The sequence below is a fragment of the Ehrlichia chaffeensis str. Arkansas genome, assembly GCF_000013145.1.
Classification (GTDB): Bacteria; Pseudomonadota; Alphaproteobacteria; order Rickettsiales; family Anaplasmataceae; genus Ehrlichia; species Ehrlichia chaffeensis.
On sequence record NC_007799.1, the window covers coordinates 636,593 to 656,336 of the forward strand.

Consider the following 19,744-nt stretch of genomic DNA (forward strand, 5'->3'; position numbering starts at 1 on the left):
ATTATTATATTATGAGTAGTAGGTCATAAGATGGAACAAGAAAAACGACAAATCAATTTACCTGTGTTTCTCGACTATCAATCTACAACAAAAACAGATGATAGGGTATTAGAAGCTATGATGCCCTACTTTAAACAATTTTCTAATCCTCACTCACGCAGTCACTCCTTTGGCTGGAAAGCTGAATCAGCAGTTGAGTTAGCCAGGGAAAGAGTCGCATCTTTAATAAATGCCGAAGCTAAAGAAGTAATATTCACTTCAGGTGCAACAGAATCAAATAACTTAGCAATTAAAGGAGTAGCAAACTTTTATAAAAACAAAGGAAATCATATAATTACAGTACGTACAGAACATAAATGCGTTTTAGATTCATGCCGTTACTTAGAGACAGAAGGGTTTCATGTTACTTACTTAGACGTACAAAAAAACGGTATCTTAGATTTAGAGTTATTAAAATCATCTATCACTGATAAAACAATACTAGTATCAGTAATGATGGTGAACAATGAAATTGGCGTTATTCAACCAATTGAAAAAATAGGAAAAATTTGTCATGAACATGGAATATTTTTTCATACTGATGCAGCTCAAGCTTTTGGAAAAATATCAATAGATGTCAAAAAAATGAACATCGATCTTTTAAGTATATCAGGACACAAGATATATGCTCCAATGGGAATAGGAGCACTATATATACGCAAACGCCAACCACGAGTACGCCTTACTCCTATGATTAACGGAGGTGGTCAAGAGCGTGGTATGAGATCAGGAACAGTACCTACTCCATTAGCTGTAGGGTTAGGAGAAGCAGCACGTATAGCTCAAGAAGTAATGGAGGAAGAAAACATCAGGATAAGAGAATTGCGAGACATTTTATATAATGAAATAAAAAAACACTTACCATATGTCGTATTAAACGGGGATTACGAACAACGTATAGCAGGAAATCTAAATTTAAGTTTTCCATATGTTGAAGGAGAATCTATAATTATGGCAATCAATAATCTCGCAGTCAGTTCAGGTTCTGCTTGTACTTCTGCTTCTTTAGAACCATCCTATGTTTTACGTGCTTTAAATATTGAAAAAGACTTAGAGCATTCATCCATCAGATTTGGTATAGGTAGGTTTACTACAAGAGAAGAAATTTTATATGCCGCAGAGCTTATTGTTAGCAGCATAAAAAAATTACGTGAGATGAGTCCATTATGGGAAATGGTCCAAGAAGGTGTAGACCTTAATAATATCAAATGGGATGCACATTGATTATGTTATTATATTGTCGTAATTATGAGGTAATTTTATGAGTTATAGTGAATCTCTTCTAGAGCATTACAAAAATCCTAAAAACGTCGGTACTCTACCTAAAGAAGATTATAATGTAGGAACTGGACTAGTAGGAGCTCCAAGCTGTGGAGATGTAATGAAGTTACAAATAAAAGTAGATGATAATGGTAAAATCATTGATGCAAAGTTTAAAACTTTCGGATGTGGAGCCGCAATTGCAGCAAGTTCTTTAGCAACAGAGCTAATAAAAGGTAAGACAATAGATGAAGCACATCAATTAAAAAATACTGTTTTAGCAAAAGAATTAAGCCTGCCTCCAGTAAAGATACATTGTTCTTTACTTGCAGAAGATGCTGTAAAAGCTGCCATAAAGGATTATAACATGAAGCAAGCAACCAAAAAAGACAAGCTTTCATCTTCAAATGAATAGATATCTATTAAAGTAAGGTTTACATATGATGAATAGTGAAACTCCTACATTTTATAATAGTGAAGACAGTGAAGATAATTCATGCAGTTCACAGATCAAGTATCACATAAATAGCAAAATAACAAACAAATCTCCCATTATTATTACAGAAAGTGCTATAAAAAAAATAAGAGAGCTTATTAAACAAAAAGAAGGTGCTGTTATTGGTATCAGGATTATGGTGAAACAAAAAGGATGTTTTGGTCTCAAGTATAATATTGAATATGCACATGATATCAAGCTATTAGATGTAGAAATTAAAGTAGAATATCAAAATGAGAATTTTACTATATTAATTGACCCCAAAGCAATGATGTTTATCAATGGAACAGAAATGGACCATGTAGAAAACAAAATATCTTCAGGTTTTACATTTAATAATCCTAATGAGAAAGGAAGATGTGGATGTGGGGAGAGTTTCTATGTATAAAGACTATTTTTCATTATTCAAGTTAAAACCACAATTCTCTATAAACATGCAAACATTAGAACAGAATTACATAGCATTACAAAGCAATTACCATCCAGATTTATTCTCTTTAAAATTAGAGAAAAAATTGGCATTAGATACTATAACAGAAATAAACAAAGCATATCAAACTTTAAAATCTTCTATAAAAAGAGCAGAATACTTATTAGAAATCAAGGGAATTACTACTAATAAAAATGATATTAATATACTAGAAGAAATATTTAACATACAAGAATCAAACAGCATTGATCTTCAAAATCAAATTTTATTATCCACTAAAGCTATGGAAAATGCTTTTTCTGTAGAAGATTTTAACGAAGCCGCAAAACAGGTAGTAAGATTAAAATATCTTAAAAAAATTCAAGAGGATAGGAGTATTACTTCATGCAATTAGTAAACATAACAGAACCAGAAACTAGTGAAAAAGTATTAGCATTTGGAATAGATTTAGGAACTACTAATTCTTTAATTTCTATGATTGATAGTGAAGGCAAAATCATCATATTTTCCGATGAAGATGGCAAATTCCTTATTTCCTCAACAGTAAGCTACATTAACAATCAAATACAAGTAGGAAAAAAATATTCCAATAAAGCTATCTGTTCAGTAAAAAGATTAATGGGAAAATCAATCAAAGATATAAAAAAATTATCTTTAGATTTACCATTTCATATAATTGATAAAGGTGATAATAACATATACATAGATAAGCAAGATGGTACATATGTTACACCAGTTGAAGTATCAGCAGAAATTCTCAAAAAATTATGTAAAATTGTAAAAGATAGTACTAATCTAGAAGTAAAAAAAGTAGTTATAACAGTACCTGCATATTTTGACGAAACAGCTAGAAAAGCAACAAAAGATGCAGCACATCTTGCTAATCTTGAAGTATTACGTCTTTTAAATGAACCTACTGCAGCAGCATTAGCATATGGTACTGAAAAACCAGAATGTGAGAACAATATCTATATGATATACGATTTAGGAGGTGGAACATTTGACGTTTCAATACTGAAATTACACCATGGAGTGTTTCAAGTATTAGCAACTGGTGGTAACACAAACTTAGGAGGCGATGATATAGATTATCTACTTGCAAAATTGATATATAACAAATATCAACAAACAGAAAATGTTAATGATACACCATTAAATAAAGAATTGCTAAATGATTTAATTGCAGATGCAAAATATGCAAAAGAATACCTAAGTGAACATTATACTGGAAGTTTTACTTTTAAAATCCATGACAAAAATTTTTCTTGTGAACTCAGTAGAGATGAATTAGAAAGTATAATATCAGATTTATTAAATCAAACTTTAAGTATTGTAATTTCAACAATCAATAGTATAGAACTGAATTTTAGCAATATTGAAAAAGTAATATTAGTAGGTGGATCTACTAAAATGCCTATAATCAAAAAGATGCTAAACAATATATTCCACAATAAAGTATTTTGCGATGTAGATCCCGACAAAATAGTAGCAGTTGGAGCTGCACTACAGGCTCATTATTTATCCAACCCACAAATAACAAACAAAAATGTTTTAATAGACGCCTTACCACTTTCACTAGGTATAGAAACAATTGGTGGTATTGTAGAAAAAATCATTCCCAGAAATACACCTATACCTGCATCTGCTACACAAGAATTTACTACTTACGTTGATGGACAAAACTCCATACAAATACATGTTTGTCAAGGAGAACGAGAAATGGTAGAACACAATAAATCATTAGCAAAATTTGATCTAAAAGGAATACCACCATTACCTGCAGGTACTGCAAAAATTATAGTAGAATTTAAAGTAGATATGGATGGGTTACTAACTGTTTCAGCACAAGAAAAATCTACAGGAATAACACAATCTATCAGCATAAATCACACATGTGAATTAGATCAAAAAGAAATAGAAAATAACATTATCGATTCTATAACTAATTTTGAACATGATATGCATATACGCTCAATAGCTGAACAAAAAGTAGAAGGACAAAGAATCATTACACTTATTAAAAATGCATTAATTGAAGATAAAAATTTAATATCAGAATTAGAGTTCAATACAATTAATAATGCAATCGCAGAAGCTGAAGAAATATTACTGAATGGTAAGACTGATAGAATTAAAGATGTCATAAACAACGTAGAAACACAAGCACATAATTTTATAAAAAAAAGAATGGATTTTTATCTAAAAAAATCCATTGATAACTGTAATATTAATAATTAATACATGGAGGTATGTTGTGCCATTAATAACATTCATTTCACCTGATGGAAGCCGAAAAACTTATGAAGCTTATGATGGAGAAACCTTATTAAGTTTAGCACATAGAAATAATGTAGATTTAGAAGGTGCATGTGAAGGTTCTTTAGCATGTTCAACTTGTCATGTAATAATTGATCCAAGTTGGTATGATATAGTTGAACAACATAATGAAATCTCTGATGAAGAAAATGATATGCTTGATTTAGCATTTGGATTAACAGACACTTCACGTCTTGGATGTCAGATCATTCTCACAAAAGAACTTGATGGATTATGTGTAATTTTACCTACTGAAACCCGTAATATATCTTTTGTAAAAAATAGTTAACCAGTTATAAAATAATGAAGTATTTTAATAAAAAACTAATTGTAATATCATCAATTGTTATTGCATCAATTTCGTCTTTATACATAGGTGTTTGGCTCGTTATTGCCACTCATGTCAAAGCAACTTTATCAAAATCTTTAGCATATATCCATGCAGAGCATAGTAATGATATACAAATTACGAACTTCCCCTTTATTCCAAAAATAAAGGTATTAAACTTAAAAATAAATTCATCTTCATTAAATATATCCATTCCATCATTGTCATTAAAATACCATTTATTAAGCAATACATTAGAATTTATAGGTTTAGATAATGCTACACTAACATTTGAAAATTCAATGAAGATCACAAACAACGACCAGAAAAATACTTCAGTTTGTAATCTACATGATAACTTCAAGTTATTAATTAAACCTTCTAAAAATTTATTACTTTTTTTATTAGATAATAAAAACGATAAGAAAGCATATTTCACATCCATGGTATATGAAGACAATGGTATAAGTTGCAATAATAATCACATTATAAATAAAAGCATATTTTCTGTAGAAACTGATGAACACAAATCTTTCGATAACCTGATAACAGTACTACAATACAAAATCAATGCAAGTGCTGCTAGTAATACAGATACTAACATCAATGTAAAAATAAAAGATGCTATAGTAACGTTAAGTATGTCAAATACCGAATTCAAAGAGATTAGTGCTATAATAGATAATATAGCATTAACATCCAGGAATTCATTAATTTCAATTTATGGTAAGCTATTACTGCCATTATCTCTAGATACGCAAATTAATGATGAAAAATTAATTATAGAAATAAGTAATTATCAGGATATCATTAAGCAATTAGTAAAAATATTATATCCTAAATCACAACATAAAGATAAAATATTTTCTGCTCTACAAGATTATATATACGCAATTTCCGAAAAAAAAGATAATGGTAATATTATATTATCGGTAAGTGAGACAGTTAATCCTTTTAATATTTTTATTTGCAAAGTTCCTTATGAGGAATTTATTAGTAAAATAAAAGCTATTACAAACACTATGGATAACCATGCAAATAAAAAGTAATTCAGTATTTATTACTATATTAGCATTCTCGTTTTTTTCCGTTTTTTCTGCCTACTCTTTTTCAATAGATGAGAAATTAGTCAATAATGAAATGGAATTACGTGCAATTGATCTATTTAAAATAGTAAGGTGCTTAATTTGTTCTGGTGAATCTATTTATGAATCACAATCACAATTAGCTTATGACATGCGCTTAATGATACGCAATAAAATCAAAAATGGCTACAATGACAACCAAATAATTACTGAATTACGAAATTATTATGGAAATCAAATAACTATCCTACCTCCTTACAATCCATATACTTATCCATTATGGATATTACCTATTCTTATTTTTGGAATAGGAATAATTATAATAATAAAATTTATTTATTATAAAATATAGGATAATTCAAATAGTTATAGTTAATTATTAATTTATCATATTAAAACTAATAATATTAAAACCTATCTGCTGGCTAACTAGCCATACCGCACTAAATGTAAAATTAAAATAATCCTAACTACTTACCTTTTGTGCAGCTAAAATATAATTTACAGAAATATCATCGGATAATACCCAACTTCTCCTTATCATATTAAAATTCATTCCCATAATGTTTTTGACACATATACCATTAAGTGAAAACAAATTTACGATTTCTGAAGGCTTAACAAATCTACCCCATTGATGTGTCTTACGCGGAACCAATTTTAAAATATATTCAGCACATACTATTGCATACAAAAAAGATTTCTTAGTTCTATTTAACGTAGATAAGAATATTATCCCATTATCACTTAATGCATTGCTTACAGCATTGACAAAAACTGGTAAATTATCAACATGCTCAATTATTTCCATAATAGTTATAATATCATACTTTTCTTCGGTATTAACTAAAGATTCTATATCCATACAGGAATACTTTAAATTACATAAACCACGTTCTGAAGCATGCACTCTCGCAATATTGATACTTTCTTCACTAGCATCTATACCAAAAACTTTCATACCCAAACGAGACATAGATTCTGATAATAAACCACCTCCACATCCAAGATCAAGAACTGACAACGACTTAAAATTTGCTTTAGGAATAATCTTACTTATATAATCAACAATATATCTCATTCTCAAAGGATGTATATCATGCAAGGCTTTTAATGGGCCATGTTCATCCCACCATTTATCAGCTATTTTTGAAAACTTTAATAACTCATTTTGATCAACCGTTTGACTCATAAACAATTATCTATTTTTGCTATTCTTTGTACATGCCTCCCTTCAGAAAATTTTGTAGTAATGAACTGATAAACTATAGACTGAGCTTCTCCATGATTAATATATCTAGCACCAAGACAAAGTACATTAGCATTATTATGCTCACGTGCTAACTTAGCTACTTCTACATTATAACACAAAGCTGCCCTAATTTTTCTGTGACGATTTGCCACAATACTCATGCCAATACCTGTACCACATATTAAAATACCGAACCCTAAAGTGTTAATGACACAATCTACAACATTTTGTACATAATCCGGGTAATCTACAGCAATACTAGATTCCATGCAACCATAATCCTCTACTACATAACCTAAATTGCTTAAATATAACTTAATAACTAATCTTAACTCTATTCCAGCATGATCAGAAGAAATGAAAATTTTCTGCATAGTCAACATAATTTAACATGATCTAATATCTATATGAAATACTATGAAAAGTCAATATCATAAACATAGTCACAACCCAAACGTTACAATTTCTCTTTACAATTTCAAGATAATGGTGTAAAAAACCTACTATAGGTTTTATAGTAAGTGTGGATATATGAACAACGGGAAAGAAGAATCAGAGAACATCATAAAATGCACTTTATCTTATTTAAATAATACAAAATCTTACACACATGCATTTAAAAAAAATATCATAGAAGCTTTTGAATCCGGACTAATAACAGAAGATCAATTTACTCATATGATATATCACGTAACAAAGTTTATAAAAAAAATTGAAGTATATGAAAATATATTTCTAGGAATATATCATGATTACATCACATGCGGTTAGTATTATGCTATCCTTATCAACAACAATAATTAACTTTCCTCACAACTTTAAGAAAAATTAATAATAAGTACAATCTCTTTCCTTATCATTTTATAGTTTTATGTAGATATACAAAAAGGTAATAATATTCATAAATGAATTTTTAGCTCTATTACATCAAAACATATTCAGTATATATACTTATTTTAAATACTCTATGCCCATACAGTATTTTATATTTAGAAAATCCGTATCGATCTCAAATAACGTAATATTAGCGTGCTTGCACATTATGGCTGTTTGCTGCTTGAATCAGGCGTTTTTTATAATTATCATTGTCTTTCCTTATAATCGAAAAATATCTTTCAGGAATAGTCAAACCATCTTTACCAACACTCTCCATATCTACTAAAAAACTTCCCTTAACCCTAGCCTGATAAACTGTACGTAACTTTTTAGTTTCTTCATTAACTGCAAATCCAATAACACATATTATGCAATCTAGAGAAATCACTTTATCTAATAATTTCACAGCATTATATAAATTGCCTATTCCAGGCTTATAATGTCCACTTTCATTACTAATATAATGAATAATACCATTACTGACACTTAGTAAACCAGCACATATTACAGGCATACCCGCAGCTAATGTTGAATGAAAATATGTTTGACCTTGAGTACGATCACATACTATATGATCATGAGTTATTAAATTTCCCTCTAACGTAATTACATATGCAACTTTACTATTTGTACTATATATTTGACCATCATAAGAACAGAGTACAGGTCTATTTTTTTCCCTGATAAACCTTGTATGATATCGTCGTTCTGCTAAAGAAAACCATTTTATATCCAATAAACAATTTCGATAAAATACCTCAACATTTAGTTTATTCTTAAAACTAATTTCTTTATAAACTATATCATATCCTTGGCTATATTGCATTACACCTGTAGCTGTCATTGATAATATAGGTTTACGAAAAATATCCATACTAACTTGTTGCTCTTTTGGAATGTTATACCAACTCTTCGTAGCAATCTTCCTAATACCCATAACAACTTTTCTTAGAAAAATAAGACTATTTTTCCTATAAAGTTTAACAATTTGCTGACTACCTTCTTTTTCACGTACAGTATGTAACAATGGCATCAATATTATAAATATAATAAGTTTATTTAAATATTATATTAATTCATTTATATAGTAAATATTATAATAACCCTTTTAACAATAAAAAAATTAAAGGAATAAAACAACAACAAACACAAATATACAAATCTTGAATAATAAAACATATAAAAAATATGCATTATCATTCAAGATCACACTACGATATGCTTATATAATAATTAAAACATGAAATTCAGATTATAATAAAAGCTTATAAACAAGCATTAAATATTACTTACTAACTTTCTAATTGACATAACAGAGTCATTAAATACATTCTTTTCCTCCTCAGTTAGTTGAAGTTCTATTACTTTTTCCACTCCATTTTTACCAATAATTACAGGAACACCTACAAATAGATCATGAACTCCATACTCTCCCTTTAAATAAACAGAGCAAGATAACATTAATCTTCTATCATTCAAATAAGAGTCAACCATCAATAAAGCAGACTCAGCAGGTGCATAATAAGCTGAACCTACCTTTAATAAATTTACTATTTCTTCTCCACCTTTTCTAGTTTTTTCTATAATCTCATTAACCCTATCTTGTGTAATTAAATTCATTTTCACCAGATCAGCAATAGATATCCCACCAACTGATGAGTACTTAACTAAAGGAAGCATAAAATCTCCGTGGCCACCCAATACTATAGAACTCACACTATCTACTGATACATTCAATTCTTTTGCAATAAAATAAGAGAACCTTGCTGCATCAAGTACCCCAGCCATACCAACAACCATATTACTTGGCAAATGAGAATATTTATGCATAGCTAAAACCATTATATCAAGTGGATTAGTGACTACTACAACAAATGCATTAGGAGCATATTTAGCAATATTTTCTGCTACTTCTTTTATAACATGCACATTAGTATTAATCAGATCATCACGGCTCATTCCGGGCTTTCTAGATATTCCAGCAGTAACAATGATTGCATCAGCACCTTCGATATCAGCATAATTGTTAGTACCTAATATCTCTCCATTATGTTTTGCTACTGGTGAAGATTCAGCAATATCTAATGCTTTACCTTTGGCTATACCACCATTGACATCTAATAAAACGACATCTCCTAAATTTCGTGACCTAACTAAATATGCTATCATGCCACCTATACTACCTGCACCAATAAGAGCAATCTTTTTACGTTTTATCATTATTTCCTCTACTTTATTTCAAGACCACTACTTATGAAGTTTACCTGATTATAGAATATATACAATACTTAATCTAACTAACTATTACTTTTCGTAGTTTCTAATACAACACTAATATTACCATTTGTACCACAAGTAAGAGGCTTATATAACTTTAAATAACAGTGATAAATTTTTTCATTTGTCATGATATAAGCTAATAAATCTGATGCCATCGTTTCCAATAATAAAAAACGACGCGAGTTAACAAAATTAATTAAATTATCAGTAAATATACTATAATCTACAGTTTCATCAATATCATATATTAGATCATTACAACAAAGAGTTAAGTCACAATCTATTATTATTTTTTGTTTTATAACTTTCTCCCAACAACGAACTCCTATATAAGAATAGACTGTAAATCCATGAATTTGTATTTTCATCTTAATACATTTTGTAATAAATAATAAAAAAGTACATCATCAATAACAAAAGTTCAATAAAACATCTAAATAACTCTTACTTTATTATAAATTCTTCTGATACCAGATGTATAATTTTTTATAAAATACTGTCACATTTAGTTTTATATAGTATAAATATCAATGTTGAGATAACTGAGAGTAATGTAAAAATGTTTTTATATAACTACTTGCCTTTCTTTAAAAAAAAGAAACAAGATCAAGATACCAACAAAATTTGCTATTCAGGAGGAATAAGAAGATTTAGTAGTATATTAATAGATTTGACTATTTTAATATTTATCTTACAAATTATACACAACGTATACTCTTACTTTTTCATGCATGAAACAGATAACACTGTAATAAAAATTATAGAAAAATACAAAATGAGTGTACCATTAACCGCACAAGAAGAACAAATTAAAAATAAACATGTATTTAAGGCTATTTGTGGACAAATTATTCAGATGATTGCACTTTACATATACGCTGCATATAGTTGGACTAAATTCTCTGCAACACTGGGAAAATTTCTTACAGGATTAAGAGTTGTTGATGCAACAACTTTTCAAAAAATAACACTATCTCAATCAACAAAGCGTATTTTTGGATCCATTCTTTCTTCTATTCCACTATGTTTAGGAATAGTATGGTGTAATTTTAATAAACGTAAACAAACATGGCATGATAAAATAGCAAATACTGTTGTAGTAACCAATAAGAGTTTAAAAAATTACCATAATAATCATAACTTATGATTATAAAAAACACATTTTCTAGATAATTCTTTACTAGTACTACTAAAAACTAATCTATAATTATAAAAATGTTCTTGATAAATATTTTATGCCAGTCAAGCTTTCATCTACTTTCTTAGTATATCAAACCTCAAATTTTCTAAAGGCCACCTTGCTCTTGGAAAAAAATTTAAATTTGAAACATAACCCTTTGCTAAATTTTCAATACCAGCCCATCCTATCATAACTCCATTATCAGTACATAACTTACTTGGAGGATACAATATTTCAAAACCATTATCATTTGCACATACTGACATACGATTACGTAATAATTTATTAGCTGCAACACCACCAGTTACTACTAACTTATTAATCCTGTGATCTATATCTTTTGACATTACAATCGCGTTGTTAATCCTGTTTACCAATATATCACCAACACAATCTTGGAAAGATGCTGAAATATTACATACCAACTCATGATTTATACACTTCTGACCTGCAATAATATTTCTCACAGCAGTTTTAAGTCCAGAAAACGAAAAATCACATCCAGGACGGTTAGTTAATGCTCGTGGTAAAGTAAAACTTCCACTATCACCTAACAAAGACTTCTCTTCAATAATTGGCCCCCCAGGATACCCAAGATTTAACATTCTTGCTACTTTATCAAATACTTCACCTAAAGAATCATCCAAAGAAGAACCTAACTTATAATAACACCTTACATCGTAAGCTACCAAGAACTGACAATGCCCTCCAGACATTATTAACAATAAGAATGGAAAATCTATTTCATAAAACATACGAATAATTAAAGCATGAGCCTCTAAATGATTAATTTCAATAATAGGCTTACCAGTAACACTGGAAATTGCTTTAGCCATCATTATGCCAACTATTAAACCACCAATAAGACCAGGACCTGCAGTAACAGCAATAGCATCAATATCATTAAAACAAAGTTGCGACTCCTCTATACAACTACCAACTAACTCATATAAATAATTAATATGAGCACGAGAAGCAATTTCCGGAACAACTCCACCATATGCTGCATGTTCCTGCTGTGAAAGAATTTTATGTGATAAAACCTCCTTATTACTATTTACAATAGCAACAGCAGTTTCATCACAACTTGTTTCTATACCTAATACTATTTTTAATTTATCCACACTTTCTTATTTTATAGCTCCAATTTCTTTATAATAACGTTCAGCACCATCATGCATAGGAGTAATACTTGACTTTGCCATATCTTGCACAGTAAGAGTTTTTAAAGCCCCAGTAATGCTACGAAGTTCTCGTAAATGAGTTGCTATAGACTTTACTATCTTATATGCTAAATCATTACTTAACTCTGTAGTAGTAACCAGCGATGCCTTCACTGACACAGTCTGTATATCTGGTGAATCATTATATAACCCACCACTGATAATATCTTTTTGGTAATAGGGATACTTAGCATGTAAATCATCTATTAATCTATCATCTAAAGGAATAAATTTTATATCACAAGTTGCAGATGCTTCCTGAATTGAAGCATTAGGATGTCCAATCACATCTACCATTACATCAATTTTATTATCACATAAAGCTTGAGCTTGCTCTGATGATTTTAATTCTGCCATGACAGAAAAATCCTTCTTAGTCCAACCTTTTTCTCCTAATAATTTTAACATTGCTACCCTTACCCCAGTACCAGGACTACCAATATTAACTCTTTTGCCTTTTATATCATCAATAACTGATATATTGGAGCTTTTTTTAACAACAATAGTAAGATACTCTTTATGCAGAGATGCTAACATTCTCAAATTATCCATCGGAAGCATTTTTTCATAAAACCCTAAACCATTATACGCATAGTACTCTAAATCTGACTGAACAATACTTATATCCATATTCGAATAACGTATAGAATTCAGGTTATATACACTTCCAGTAGTAGAAGAAATAGAACAAATAATCTTATTATCCTTACCATAATCACTTGCTATAAATCTACAAATACTACCTCCTATAGGGTAATATACCCCTGTCATAGAACCAGTACCAATTAAAATATATTCTCTATTTAAACTATCATCTGACGAGGCAATTGCATTATTAAAAAGTACACTAATAATAAATACATACACAATTAACACTTTTTTCATTAATTTTGCCTCACATTTACAGCACCATATATTATATCGCAAAAACTACTTACCTTTAAACTGGCACTACCAACCAATACACCAGACAATTGATTTATAGCAATAACATCCTTTATGTTACTCTGATTCACTGCACCACCATATATAATATTAGATTTACTATCATACGACCTTATAATATCTAAAGATTCAGTTATCATATCAATAGAAGGAATAGTATTACTTCCTATTGCCCATACAGGCTCATAAGCTATAACAAACTCACCATGTTTAGGGAAAGAATTATAACACTGATCTAATAAAGCATTTTTTAACATACCATTTTCTCTATCTAACAAAGTTTCCCCAATACAAATAATTGGAATTAACCCTGCATCTATTGCAGATTTTGCCTTCAACTGTACACAATAATCAGATTCATAAAATATGCTTCTTCTCTCATAGTGACCTACTATTACATAACTGCAACCACAACTATACAACATTTTAGCACTAACTTCCCCAGTATATTTCCCTTCAGATTCATAAAAACAGTTCTGTGCACCAAGTTTAATATTGGGAGCACAATCAACTATCTTAGAACATGCAATAAAAGGTGGACACAATACCACTTCTACATCAGCCTTTACATTAACTAAATTAGCACTTAATTCTTTTGTAAAAGAGGAAAAAGTAAGAAAGTCACCATACATCTTCCAATTAGCAACGATGAGCAATGACATAAAAATTACTAAAATTAAATGTGCCGGCTATAAGACTTGAACTCATAACCCTCTGATTACAAATCAGATGCTCTCCCAGTTGAGCTAAGCCGGCTGGAACTTTTTGTAATTCTATATATAATATTATAAAAGTCAATACCCAGAATCATATTTTATATATTTAATATCACTTTACATGTATAATAAACATAAATTACCATCATATATTCTTATAATCATGAATCATATTAGTAAGATAAATCCTAAAAAAGAATTAAGCCAATGTTTTATTTCGTCAACCCATATTACAGATCAAATAGTTAACTATGCTGGCAATATCAGTGATTACTCAATAATAGAAATTGGTCCAGGACTTGGTACAATGACTTATTCTATATTAAATAAAAACCCTAAAAAACTAATTTCTATAGAAAAAGACCGTAGGTTATCAACAATACATGAAAAAATAGTTGAAGAATTTCAAGGAAAATACGAATTTATATTATCAGATGCACTAAACATAGATTTACGTGATATTATTGAACCTCCAGTAAAAGTAATAGCAAACCTACCCTATCATATAGCAACTACTCTATTAATAAAATGGATGGATTATATTAATTTTTTTACTAGTTTTACATTAATGTTCCAAAAAGAAGTAGCAGATCGTATAGTAGCACAACCAAATAATAAAAATTATGGTACACTATCTATACTCATTCAATTACTATCTAATGTGTATAAAATGGAGGATTTTGGACCAGAAATATTTTCACCTCAACCCAAAGTAATGTCATCTGTAATTAACATTATTGCATTACCAGAACCCAGATTTCATGTAAATTATAGAAAGTTATCTCAAGTATTAAAAACAACATTTAGTGAACGTCGTAAAATGATACGCTCTACATTAAAAAAACTTACCAATAATGCAGATGAAATGCTAGAATCTCTTAACATTGATAATAATTTACGTCCTGAAAACTTATCAATAGAACAATTCTGTCAAATTACAAATTGTATAAACTAAATATCCTATGTATGTGAGGCTTTCGATATAAATTACCAAAAATATATTGTTATTTTAAATAATAAACCTAGCTTTTACAATTCATCTAACAATTTTCTGGTATACCTTTTGAAGTAGAATATTGAAAATTTAACGGAGAATTAGGGTATATTACATGATATATATGATGACATGCCATTGCAGCCTCTGAAAATCCTGTAAGTATTAACTTAAGTTTTCCTGGATATGTAGCTATATCACCAACTGCATATATTCTATTGCGATTTGTTAGACAAGTCTCAGCATTAACAAGAATTTGATAGTTTTTTACTTCCATTCCCCAATTCAATATAGGACCAAGATTTGCAGATGTACCAAAAAATGGAAATAAATAATCAACTTGTAGCGCCATTTCTTCATGATTCGTAATATTCTTAACAATTACAGAATGCAGTTTACCATTTTCACCACATAATTTTTTAACTTGATATGGAACAATAATCTTTATTTTTCCACTCTGTGATAAATTATCCATCTGCAATGCAGTATTAGGAGCACAACGAAAATTTTTCCTTCTATGTACTACATATAACTGTTTAGCAACCTTAGAAAGCTCAACTGCCCAATCAGCAGCTGAGTCACCTCCTCCTGCTATCATAATATTTTTATCACAAAAATCTGAAACCTTTCTCACTTGGTAAAATACTGATTTATTCTCATAATCAAGAATATTATCTATAGGAAGACGATTTGGACCAAATGCTCCAGCTCCAGCAGCAATGATAATAACTTTACTTTGTACTACAATTCCTGTTGTAGTTCTTATCAAAAAATAATCTGAGTAATCTTCTATTTTTTCAGCAACTTGTCCTAACAAATATTGAGGATTAAAAGGCTCAGACTGCTTTTTTAAACTATCTATTAATTCCTTACCATTAATTACTGGATATCCAGGAATATCATATATCGGTTTCTCTGGATACAATGCAAGACATTGCCCACCAATTTCACTTAATGCATCAATAACACAACATCGCATTTTCAACATACCAGCCTGAAATACAGTAAATATCCCAACAGGACCAGCTCCTATTACCGCAATATCAGTTACATAATCTGTCATATTTTTCTCATATATTAGCCAAGTTTTACGCTAATACCTTAAACTAAAGAAGAAAATTTATCTAGAAATTTTCTATAAAATTACTGCATATACTAAATATCAAAAAGCTTTACAATAACCAAATTAAGAAGATTTTCACAAAAAATATATATCAATTTATATGCTACTAATAATACTTATAATCATAAGTTATGGAAAATATAACATTTATATTTCAATGTTAACCAAGAAAATAATTATTAAGATACTATATAATTAATTATGTACACACATTACAATACCCAGTCCAATATTAAGCTACATAAAACTAACTTTACAAATAGTTACCACTAATATTTAAAGTATATTCTAATAAATATAACATTAAGCACCACAATAACAAATACATAGTAAATCATAACAATTTACCTAAAACATATAGAACAACACTATTTATTTTATTATCCAGCAATTGTAATGCCATCTATTCTTATTGTAGGAGAATTGACTGAACTAAAAAATACCAAATCATTTGCAATGGACATTTCAGAAAACATATATTGTAACTTACTAGCAATGGTGATTTCATTTACTGGATAAGATATTTTACCATTCTCTATAAAAAATCCTGATGCACCTTGACTATAATCACCAGTAATTAAATTTACTCCAAAACCAAAAAGATCAGTAATATAAAGCCCACTTTTTATATCTGAGATTAACTCTTGAACAGACAAAATTCCATTCTGTATATAAAAATTGCTAACACCAGGACTTACTGATGCATTAGAATGCCTTACAGCATTTCCAGTAGTTTTCAGTTTCAACTTATTAGCTGAACGTATATCTAAAATCCAACTTTTTAATATACCATTTTCTACTACTAACTTTTTATTACCAACAACTCCTTCTCCATCAAAAGGCCTTGAAGATAGGCCAGATAACATTAATGGATCATCTACTATAAAAATGTCATCTGAAAAAATCTTTTTATTAATATAATTATTTAAAAATGAAGCTTCATTAGCTATATTATCCCCCCTTATAGCACTGGCAAAGTTTTTTAACAATGTACCAGCTACCCTATTCTCAATCACGATTGGTACTTTACAGGTCTGTAATTTTCCAGGGTTTAATCTCTTAACTGCTCTTAATGCAGCTTCCTTACCTATTTTTACAGGATCTTTCATACGACTTAAGTTGCATACGGAAGAAAAATCATATCCTACTTCCATTTTATCATCTGTACCAGCAATAACAGAAATACTACTTACAAAATTAGATTTACTATAAGAACCTATAAAACCATTTGTAGTTGCTAAAACAACATCTGTTATACCATGAGAAAATGAAGATCCTTCTGAATTGACAACTTGATTATCATAAGATAACGCAGCATTTTCCATATCTTCAACAATTTTTTTACATTGATCAACTGTAATATTAGTCTTATCTAATATCATTAGGTCATTACTAGTTAACAAATGTTCTTTATTAATAAAATCATTATATAAAGAAATATATGGATCTCCTGTAGATAATTTTGCCATAGCAACAGCTTGATCTATAGATTCTGATACATTAGAAAGTTCATTAGAAGAAACACATGCAAATTGATTATTATTCACAATAACTCTTATTCCCATTTTACAGTTTTTAGATTGAATAACTTCATCAATCTTATGGAGACGTTGCGATAAAGATAACCTATTATTCTGATAAATTACTACATCACCAATGTAACCCATACTTTTTATCTTTTTTACAGCATCTTCAGCTACATTTAAAATCTCCAATTTATCCTCCATCAACCAATACTAGAAAAAAATTCTCTTCTTAATTCCATGTTATCTTGAAAAACTCCAATTGCACAAGTCGTTTGTAATTCCAAATTATGCTTGTCTTCCTCTTCACAGCATACAATACAATCATGTACTGCTTCAACAGCAACAATTATCCCTTTCGGAGCTAAACAATGATCTAAGGCGTTTGCTATTTCTACAGTTAATTTCTCTTGAAGTTGCAATCTTTTTGTAAAACAGTTAATTAATTTTACAATTTTACCTACTCCAAATACTAACTTATCAGGAACATACCCAATACTAATTTTACCTCTCATTGGAACAATATGATGCTCACAATACGATGTAAATTCAGTATTTTTAAAAATCACCATATCATTATAATTCTCATTAAGTAAAACTAAATCTTGCATAGAATATATATCTACTTGATATCCTGAAAAAAATCTTTTATAGACATCCAATACACGTTTAGCAGTATTAACAAGACCTTCTCTATTTGGATCATCACCTATCCATCTTATTAGTAAATTAACAGCTTCTTCGGCTTCACTATCAGAAGGTTTGCCATTTCTCATAAATTCTCACTTATTAATTCAACGATTCAAAACCACTAATTATCTCTATTAAGTCAGTAGTTATAGAAGCCTGCCTAGAACGATTATATTCTAATGCCAACCTATTTAACATATCTTTAGTATTACGATTCGCAGATTCCATAGCAACCATACGAGAACAATGTTCACTAGCAGAATTCTCCAAAAACGCAATATACATTAAATTTAGTACATAACCCAAACTTATAGTAGATAAAACATCAACATACGTTGGTTCATATTGATATACTTCTTTCAACAACATAGGAATTCCAAGATTACAAGGAATTAATTGTTGAGCATCAGGTTTTTGTAATATAGTCGTGTAAAATTTATTAAATAGTATCATGACATTATCAAACTGATCAAAATCAATACCACTATTATATACAAAAAGCTTAAAATACAAAAAATCTGTAATAGACTTAGTATTAGAAAATACATTCAATATCTTATCTGAATATTGACTATACATCATATCATATGCCTTTTTGCCAAAAAATATTAATTTTACTTCCTTATTACTACTTTCTAACTTTTCAACATAAGATTTAGTAAACTTAACTATCAAATTATTAAAATTACCACATAACCCTCTATCAGAAGACATTACAACCAATAAAACTCTTTCTTTTTTAGCTATAGAAGCACAATTATGCACCCCATCCGAAGGAACATAATCTACAATACTACTAAGCTCTAATAAGTGTTTTTTAGCATTCTCCAATTTTTGCTGAACGCGATGCAGCTTAGCAGCAGATATCATCTGCATAACCTTAGTAGTCTTTTGTATAGACTTAACACTTTTTATTCTCAATAATAAAGCTTTAAGATTGGCCATAAATCTTAATTAAAAATACCTAACTAAAGTATATTATCTTTTA

At 29.2% G+C, this 19,744-nt stretch carries 23 protein-coding genes and 1 tRNA gene; 11 read left to right on the forward strand and 13 right to left on the reverse strand.

Annotation, left to right across the window (positions count from 1 at the left end; translation table 11 throughout):
• The first annotated feature begins 30 nt into the window (after window positions 1-30).
• From ECH_RS02630 to ECH_RS02665, 8 genes are read left to right on the forward strand one after another with little or no spacing between them, the layout of a single operon-like run.
• Window positions 31-1,263: an IscS subfamily cysteine desulfurase gene (locus tag ECH_RS02630; RefSeq protein ID WP_006011182.1), complete on the forward strand. Its 1,233-nt coding sequence runs from the start codon at window positions 31-33 to the stop codon at window positions 1,261-1,263.
• Between the two features lie 37 nt (window positions 1,264-1,300).
• Entirely contained in the window at window positions 1,301-1,714 is a 414-nt protein-coding gene (gene iscU / locus ECH_RS02635) for a Fe-S cluster assembly scaffold IscU (protein ID WP_006011186.1), read from the forward strand.
• A gap of 25 nt (window positions 1,715-1,739) precedes the next feature.
• Window positions 1,740-2,183, forward strand: a complete 444-nt coding sequence (locus tag ECH_RS02640) for a HesB/IscA family protein (RefSeq protein WP_011452725.1) — start codon at window positions 1,740-1,742, stop codon at window positions 2,181-2,183.
• Complete coding sequence (gene hscB / locus ECH_RS02645) at window positions 2,140-2,619, forward strand: Fe-S protein assembly co-chaperone HscB (RefSeq protein WP_226988388.1); 480 nt, start codon at window positions 2,140-2,142, stop codon at window positions 2,617-2,619. Before ECH_RS02640 ends, hscB begins: the two co-directional genes overlap by 44 nt.
• Window positions 2,610-4,463: a Fe-S protein assembly chaperone HscA gene (gene hscA, locus ECH_RS02650; RefSeq protein WP_006011529.1), complete on the forward strand. Its 1,854-nt coding sequence runs from the start codon at window positions 2,610-2,612 to the stop codon at window positions 4,461-4,463. Before hscB ends, hscA begins: the two co-directional genes overlap by 10 nt.
• A 16-nt stretch (window positions 4,464-4,479) precedes the next feature.
• Window positions 4,480-4,830 carry a ferredoxin family 2Fe-2S iron-sulfur cluster binding protein gene (locus tag ECH_RS02655; RefSeq protein WP_006011527.1) on the forward strand — a complete coding sequence of 117 codons (351 nt, stop codon included), beginning with the start codon at window positions 4,480-4,482 and terminating at the stop codon, window positions 4,828-4,830.
• A 14-nt stretch (window positions 4,831-4,844) separates the two neighbouring features.
• The gene (locus tag ECH_RS02660; RefSeq protein WP_006011526.1) at window positions 4,845-5,918 is read left to right on the forward strand and encodes a hypothetical protein; all 1,074 of its coding nucleotides are present in this window, start codon (window positions 4,845-4,847) and stop codon (window positions 5,916-5,918) included.
• Window positions 5,902-6,306 carry a cytochrome c-type biogenesis protein gene (locus tag ECH_RS02665; RefSeq protein WP_011452726.1) on the forward strand — a complete coding sequence of 135 codons (405 nt, stop codon included), beginning with the start codon at window positions 5,902-5,904 and terminating at the stop codon, window positions 6,304-6,306. The genes ECH_RS02660 and ECH_RS02665 overlap by 17 nt, the downstream gene beginning before the upstream one ends.
• A gap of 114 nt (window positions 6,307-6,420) precedes the next feature.
• On the opposite strand, the gene ubiG is transcribed toward ECH_RS02665, so the two are convergent.
• Both ubiG and rpiB read right to left on the reverse strand, forming a co-directional pair.
• Complete coding sequence (gene ubiG, locus ECH_RS02670) at window positions 6,421-7,146, reverse strand: bifunctional 2-polyprenyl-6-hydroxyphenol methylase/3-demethylubiquinol 3-O-methyltransferase UbiG (RefSeq protein WP_011452727.1); 726 nt, start codon at window positions 7,144-7,146, stop codon at window positions 6,421-6,423.
• Complete coding sequence (gene rpiB, locus ECH_RS02675; protein ID WP_011452728.1) at window positions 7,143-7,589, reverse strand: ribose 5-phosphate isomerase B; 447 nt, start codon at window positions 7,587-7,589, stop codon at window positions 7,143-7,145. The genes ubiG and rpiB overlap by 4 nt, the downstream gene beginning before the upstream one ends.
• Window positions 7,590-7,737: 148 nt before the next feature.
• Between rpiB and ECH_RS02680 the strand changes: the two genes are divergently transcribed.
• Entirely contained in the window at window positions 7,738-7,977 is a 240-nt protein-coding gene (locus tag ECH_RS02680) for a hypothetical protein (RefSeq protein WP_011452729.1), read from the forward strand.
• A 253-nt stretch (window positions 7,978-8,230) separates the two neighbouring features.
• On the opposite strand, the gene ECH_RS02685 is transcribed toward ECH_RS02680, so the two are convergent.
• The 3 genes from ECH_RS02685 to ECH_RS02695 form a co-directional block, all read right to left on the reverse strand.
• Complete coding sequence (locus ECH_RS02685) at window positions 8,231-9,115, reverse strand: hypothetical protein (RefSeq protein WP_143485403.1); 885 nt, start codon at window positions 9,113-9,115, stop codon at window positions 8,231-8,233.
• A gap of 245 nt (window positions 9,116-9,360) precedes the next feature.
• On the reverse strand, window positions 9,361-10,302 hold the full coding sequence (gene mdh, locus ECH_RS02690; protein ID WP_011452731.1) for a malate dehydrogenase: 942 nt from the start codon (window positions 10,300-10,302) through the stop codon (window positions 9,361-9,363).
• A gap of 77 nt (window positions 10,303-10,379) precedes the next feature.
• Window positions 10,380-10,730, reverse strand: a complete 351-nt coding sequence (locus ECH_RS02695) for a dihydroneopterin aldolase (protein WP_011452732.1) — start codon at window positions 10,728-10,730, stop codon at window positions 10,380-10,382.
• A 191-nt stretch (window positions 10,731-10,921) separates the two neighbouring features.
• On the opposite strand from ECH_RS02695, the gene ECH_RS02700 reads away from it, so the two are divergent.
• The gene (locus ECH_RS02700; protein ID WP_011452733.1) at window positions 10,922-11,509 is read left to right on the forward strand and encodes an RDD family protein; all 588 of its coding nucleotides are present in this window, start codon (window positions 10,922-10,924) and stop codon (window positions 11,507-11,509) included.
• A gap of 107 nt (window positions 11,510-11,616) precedes the next feature.
• On the opposite strand, the gene tsaD is transcribed toward ECH_RS02700, so the two are convergent.
• The 4 genes from tsaD to ECH_RS02720 form a co-directional block, all read right to left on the reverse strand.
• Entirely contained in the window at window positions 11,617-12,666 is a 1,050-nt protein-coding gene (gene tsaD, locus ECH_RS02705; RefSeq protein WP_011452734.1) for a tRNA (adenosine(37)-N6)-threonylcarbamoyltransferase complex transferase subunit TsaD, read from the reverse strand.
• A 6-nt stretch (window positions 12,667-12,672) separates the two neighbouring features.
• The gene (locus ECH_RS02710; protein ID WP_011452735.1) at window positions 12,673-13,650 is read right to left on the reverse strand and encodes a TAXI family TRAP transporter solute-binding subunit; all 978 of its coding nucleotides are present in this window, start codon (window positions 13,648-13,650) and stop codon (window positions 12,673-12,675) included.
• Complete coding sequence (locus ECH_RS02715; RefSeq protein WP_011452736.1) at window positions 13,650-14,372, reverse strand: triosephosphate isomerase; 723 nt, start codon at window positions 14,370-14,372, stop codon at window positions 13,650-13,652. The genes ECH_RS02710 and ECH_RS02715 overlap by 1 nt, the downstream gene beginning before the upstream one ends.
• A gap of 21 nt (window positions 14,373-14,393) precedes the next feature.
• Window positions 14,394-14,466, reverse strand: a tRNA-Thr gene (locus tag ECH_RS02720).
• Between the two features lie 123 nt (window positions 14,467-14,589).
• Between ECH_RS02720 and rsmA the strand changes: the two genes are divergently transcribed.
• Complete coding sequence (gene rsmA / locus ECH_RS02725; RefSeq protein ID WP_193327828.1) at window positions 14,590-15,381, forward strand: 16S rRNA (adenine(1518)-N(6)/adenine(1519)-N(6))-dimethyltransferase RsmA; 792 nt, start codon at window positions 14,590-14,592, stop codon at window positions 15,379-15,381.
• 85 nt (window positions 15,382-15,466) lie between these two features.
• Here rsmA and ECH_RS02730 read toward each other — a convergent pair whose 3' ends face one another.
• The 4 genes from ECH_RS02730 to atpG all read right to left on the reverse strand — a co-directional run bounded on the left by ECH_RS02730 (window position 15,467) and on the right by atpG (window position 19,701).
• Window positions 15,467-16,483, reverse strand: coding sequence for an NAD(P)/FAD-dependent oxidoreductase (locus ECH_RS02730; RefSeq protein WP_006011494.1), 1,017 nt, complete (start codon window positions 16,481-16,483; stop codon window positions 15,467-15,469).
• A gap of 440 nt (window positions 16,484-16,923) precedes the next feature.
• On the reverse strand, window positions 16,924-18,270 hold the full coding sequence (locus tag ECH_RS02735) for a TldD/PmbA family protein (RefSeq protein WP_011452737.1): 1,347 nt from the start codon (window positions 18,268-18,270) through the stop codon (window positions 16,924-16,926).
• Window positions 18,270-18,842: a GTP cyclohydrolase I gene (gene folE, locus ECH_RS02740; RefSeq protein WP_011452738.1), complete on the reverse strand. Its 573-nt coding sequence runs from the start codon at window positions 18,840-18,842 to the stop codon at window positions 18,270-18,272. The genes ECH_RS02735 and folE overlap by 1 nt, the downstream gene beginning before the upstream one ends.
• A 13-nt stretch (window positions 18,843-18,855) precedes the next feature.
• Window positions 18,856-19,701 carry an ATP synthase F1 subunit gamma gene (atpG, locus tag ECH_RS02745; RefSeq protein ID WP_006010713.1) on the reverse strand — a complete coding sequence of 282 codons (846 nt, stop codon included), beginning with the start codon at window positions 19,699-19,701 and terminating at the stop codon, window positions 18,856-18,858.
• Between the last annotated feature and the right edge of the window lie 43 nt (window positions 19,702-19,744).

Bases quoted from the DNA above. Each gene is read 5' to 3' on its own strand.
- ECH_RS02630 (WP_006011182.1), top strand. From the start codon at position 31: ATGGAACAAGAAAAACGACAAATCAATTTACCTGTGTTTCTCGACTAT.
- iscU (WP_006011186.1), top strand. From the start codon at position 1,301: ATGAGTTATAGTGAATCTCTTCTAGAGCATTACAAAAATCCTAAAAAC.
- ECH_RS02640 (WP_011452725.1), top strand. From the start codon at position 1,740: ATGATGAATAGTGAAACTCCTACATTTTATAATAGTGAAGACAGTGAA.
- hscB (WP_226988388.1), top strand. From the start codon at position 2,140: ATGAGAAAGGAAGATGTGGATGTGGGGAGAGTTTCTATGTATAAAGAC.
- hscA (WP_006011529.1), top strand. From the start codon at position 2,610: ATGCAATTAGTAAACATAACAGAACCAGAAACTAGTGAAAAAGTATTA.
- ECH_RS02660 (WP_006011526.1), top strand. From the start codon at position 4,845: ATGAAGTATTTTAATAAAAAACTAATTGTAATATCATCAATTGTTATT.
- ECH_RS02665 (WP_011452726.1), top strand. From the start codon at position 5,902: ATGCAAATAAAAAGTAATTCAGTATTTATTACTATATTAGCATTCTCG.
- ubiG (WP_011452727.1), bottom strand. From the start codon at position 7,146: ATGAGTCAAACGGTTGATCAAAATGAGTTATTAAAGTTTTCAAAAATA.
- rpiB (WP_011452728.1), bottom strand. From the start codon at position 7,589: ATGTTGACTATGCAGAAAATTTTCATTTCTTCTGATCATGCTGGAATA.
- ECH_RS02680 (WP_011452729.1), top strand. From the start codon at position 7,738: ATGAACAACGGGAAAGAAGAATCAGAGAACATCATAAAATGCACTTTA.
- ECH_RS02685 (WP_143485403.1), bottom strand. From the start codon at position 9,115: ATGCCATTGTTACATACTGTACGTGAAAAAGAAGGTAGTCAGCAAATT.
- mdh (WP_011452731.1), bottom strand. From the start codon at position 10,302: ATGATAAAACGTAAAAAGATTGCTCTTATTGGTGCAGGTAGTATAGGT.
- ECH_RS02695 (WP_011452732.1), bottom strand. From the start codon at position 10,730: ATGAAAATACAAATTCATGGATTTACAGTCTATTCTTATATAGGAGTT.
- ECH_RS02700 (WP_011452733.1), top strand. From the start codon at position 10,922: ATGTTTTTATATAACTACTTGCCTTTCTTTAAAAAAAAGAAACAAGAT.
- ECH_RS02710 (WP_011452735.1), bottom strand. From the start codon at position 13,650: ATGAAAAAAGTGTTAATTGTGTATGTATTTATTATTAGTGTACTTTTT.
- ECH_RS02715 (WP_011452736.1), bottom strand. From the start codon at position 14,372: ATGTCATTGCTCATCGTTGCTAATTGGAAGATGTATGGTGACTTTCTT.
- rsmA (WP_193327828.1), top strand. From the start codon at position 14,590: ATGAATCATATTAGTAAGATAAATCCTAAAAAAGAATTAAGCCAATGT.
- ECH_RS02730 (WP_006011494.1), bottom strand. From the start codon at position 16,483: ATGACAGATTATGTAACTGATATTGCGGTAATAGGAGCTGGTCCTGTT.
- ECH_RS02735 (WP_011452737.1), bottom strand. From the start codon at position 18,270: ATGGAGGATAAATTGGAGATTTTAAATGTAGCTGAAGATGCTGTAAAA.
- folE (WP_011452738.1), bottom strand. From the start codon at position 18,842: ATGAGAAATGGCAAACCTTCTGATAGTGAAGCCGAAGAAGCTGTTAAT.
- atpG (WP_006010713.1), bottom strand. From the start codon at position 19,701: ATGGCCAATCTTAAAGCTTTATTATTGAGAATAAAAAGTGTTAAGTCT.